We start from the raw sequence: 2,908 nt of genomic DNA, 5'->3' as shown, positions 1-2,908 counted from the left end.
GCCCCCCGGTCGGCCCACAACGGGTGTACGGCGGCCAGGTTGCCGGCCAGGCCCTGGTCGCCGCCGGCCGCACCGTCGACCCGGAGCGGTTCGTGCACTCGCTGCACGGCTACTTCGTCCGCCCCGGCGACCCGGTCGAGCCGATCGAGTACCAGGTGGAGAACATCCGCGACGGGCGGTCCTTCTCGGTCCGCCGGGCCGTCGCCCTGCAGCACGACAAGCCGATCTTCTTCATGTCGGCGTCGTTCCAGCGGGCCGAGGAGGGCCTGGACCACCAGGTCACGGCCCCGCTGGACGTCCCGATGCCGCAGGACGTGCCGACGATGAGCGACCGGCTCTCCCGCTACCCGGAGCGGCTGGGCATCTGGGGTCAGATCCCGCGTCCGATCGACGTGCGTTACGTGGGTGAGCCCGGCTGGGTCCGCCCCGGCGACCGGCCCGCCGACCCGCACCAGCGCGTCTGGATGCGCATCGACGGCAAACTGCCCGACGACCCGCTGCTGCACGCCTGCGCGCTCACCTACGCCTCGGACCTCACCCTGCTGGACTCGGTGCTCTCCGCGCACGGCGAGGTGTGGGGGCCGGGCGGGTTGGTCGGCGCGAGCCTGGACCACGCGCTGTGGTTCCACCGGCCGTTCCGGGCCGACGAGTGGTTCCTCTACGACTGTTTGAGCCCGTCCGCGTCCGGCGCGCGCGGGCTGGCCACCGGCCGGATGTTCACCACTGACGGCCGGCAGATCGCCAGCGCCGTCCAGGAGGGTCTGCTGCGGCGCGTCGGCGCCTGACGCGTCCACCCATCCCCGCCAGGCTCCTGGCGGGGATGCGGCGGGTCAGGCCTGGTAGATGGCCTCTCCGGCGATCTCGATCTGCACCGTCTTGCCGACCAGCACCCCGCCGCTCTCCAGGACGACGTTCCAGAGCAGGCCGTAGTCCTCGCGGTTGATGCTCGCCGTCGCGCTGAATCCGAAGATGTTCTGCCCGTACGGATCACGACGAGCGCCGCCGAAATTCACCTCCAGGTCGACGGCCCGGGTGATTCCCTTCACGGTCAGCTCACCGGTGAGGACGAATCGCCCGGGAATACCGTCGGACTGCGGCGGAACAATGTGACTCCGGCCTCGTCCGCCCAGCCGGTGGTTGCGCAGGCGCGCCCACTGGAATATGGGGTCCTCGTTGCCCTGCCATGTGATACCGGTGCTTCGATATTCGAGGGTGGGAAAGCGCTCCACGTCGAGGAAATCGGCACTCTTCAGATGCGTGTCCCGATCGACGCTCCCGGTGGTGATGCTCGCCGACATGATGGTGGCCGTCACCGAGGAGAGCAGCGGGTCCTCGGCGACGGTGATCTGCGCAGTGGCCTCGGCGAACTCGCCGCGTACCGGGCTGACCATCATGTGCCTGGACAGGAAACCGATCCGCTTGTGCGCCTGATCGAGAAGATAGGTGCCGGCGACCGGGATGGTCATGCCATCCCAGGTGCGGGTCGCGATATCGGTCATCGTGTTGCCTTCCCCCCGAGCGGACCCGGGTGTTTATCAATATGTTGCTGGCGGCCGGGTAAAGGGCCGGACATTCGTCTTCACGCCCAGCATAGGGACGCTCCGGGCCGGCATTTCGGCCGCCACCGCGCGGTGGATCATGACGGGCCGCACCGGTCAGTTCCGGCGGCGCGCGTCGGGTGCCGGCGGCGGCACTTTTCATCGATGCGTGGCCGATCGGCCGAGGGTCGCCCGCCTGCCCGGTTGACCAGGGACTAACCTTGCCGGCATGCGCCTCTCCGCCCGGGTCGACTATGCCCTCCGCGCGGCCGCCGAGCTTGCCGCGACGGCCAGCGGTCCCGGGCGCGGCCGACCGGTCACGGCCGACCAGATCGCCCGTGCCCAGGAGATTCCGCCGAAGTTCCTGGAGAGCATCCTGCTGCAGCTGCGCCGGGGCGGCATCGTGCACGCCCAGCGCGGCCCGGAGGGCGGCTACTGGCTGGCCCGCCCCGCCGAGGAGATCTCCCTCGCCGAGGTGATCCGGGTGATCGACGGCCCCCTCGCCCACGTCCGCGGGCAGCGCCCCGAGCAGCTCGGCTACCACGGCCCGGCCCGCGCCCTCCAGGAGGTCTGGATCGCGCTGCGGGCGAGCGAGCGGGAGATCCTGGAACTGGTGAGCGTCGCCGACGTGGCAGCGGGCGCGCTACCCGCGCGGGTCACCGAGCTGGCCGCCGACCCGCGCGCCTGGATCTGATCGCCGGCCCACCACCCGGATCGGCGTCACCCGGGCGCTGACCCGGCGCGTCCCATCCACCGATCGGGGGCTTGACCCTGGCTGCCCCATCCCGCATTGTCGACCAAGTCGATAGGAGATGCCGAAAAGTCAGGGGGCGCTCGTGCGCAAGCTGTTGGTCCTTGCTCTGGTCGGGCTCGTCGCGCAACTGATCGATGGTTCGCTCGGCATGGCGTACGGCTTGACCTCCTCCACGCTGCTGCTGGTCGCCGGGGTCGCCCCGGCCGCCGCCTCGGCCTCGGTGCACCTGGCCGAGATCGGCACCACGCTCGCCGCCGGCGTCGCGCACTGGCGGTTCGGCAACGTCGACTGGCGGGTCGTGACCCGAATCGCGCTGCCCGGCGCGATCGGCGCCTTCGCCGGCGCCACAGTGCTCAGCTCGATCTCCACCGAGGCCGCCGCGCCGTGGATGGCCGGCATCCTCTTCACGCTCGGCGCGTACCTTCTGGTCCGCTTCGCCCGCCCGCTGCGCACCGACCGGGTCGGCGGACGGCTCCGCGGTCGTTTCCTCGGCCCCCTGGGCCTGGTCGCCGGTTTCGTCGACGCGACCGGCGGCGGCGGGTGGGGCCCGGTGGCCACCCCGGCGCTGCTGGTCTCCGGCCGGATGGAACCCCGCAAGGTGATCGGCTCGGTGGAC

Annotated in this window: 4 protein-coding genes; 3 read left to right on the top strand and 1 reads right to left on the bottom strand. The window is 71.4% G+C overall.

What is annotated here, in order from left to right:
- Window positions 1–785, top strand: a 785-nt coding sequence (locus KBX53_RS28060) for an acyl-CoA thioesterase II (RefSeq protein ID WP_210862558.1), incomplete at its 5' end; no start/stop codon positions are given.
- Window positions 786–830: 45 nt separating this feature from the next.
- On the opposite strand, the gene KBX53_RS28055 is transcribed toward KBX53_RS28060, so the two are convergent.
- Window positions 831–1,499, bottom strand: a complete 669-nt coding sequence (locus tag KBX53_RS28055) for a YceI family protein (RefSeq protein WP_210862556.1) — start codon at window positions 1,497–1,499, stop codon at window positions 831–833.
- Window positions 1,500–1,767: 268 nt separating this feature from the next.
- Between KBX53_RS28055 and KBX53_RS28050 the strand changes: the two genes are divergently transcribed.
- Window positions 1,768–2,232 (top strand): Rrf2 family transcriptional regulator, encoded by a 465-nt coding sequence (locus KBX53_RS28050; protein ID WP_030334362.1) that lies wholly within the window; start codon window positions 1,768–1,770, stop codon window positions 2,230–2,232.
- 142 nt (window positions 2,233–2,374) lie between these two features.
- Window positions 2,375–2,908 (top strand): sulfite exporter TauE/SafE family protein (locus KBX53_RS28045; RefSeq protein WP_210862555.1); only part of this gene is annotated, 534 nt, incomplete at its 3' end.

Source organism: Micromonospora sp. M51 (assembly GCF_018070305.1).
GTDB classification, from domain to species: domain Bacteria; phylum Actinomycetota; class Actinomycetes; order Mycobacteriales; family Micromonosporaceae; genus Micromonospora; species Micromonospora parva.
Note: the sequence above shows the minus strand (reverse complement) of the source record. Positions and strands in the feature narration are given on the sequence as shown.

What these genes read in the sequence shown, in the direction of transcription:
- KBX53_RS28055 (WP_210862556.1), bottom strand. Translation starts at nt 1,499, where the DNA reads ATGACCGATATCGCGACCCGCACCTGGGATGGCATGACCATCCCGGTC.
- KBX53_RS28050 (WP_030334362.1), top strand. Translation starts at nt 1,768, where the DNA reads ATGCGCCTCTCCGCCCGGGTCGACTATGCCCTCCGCGCGGCCGCCGAG.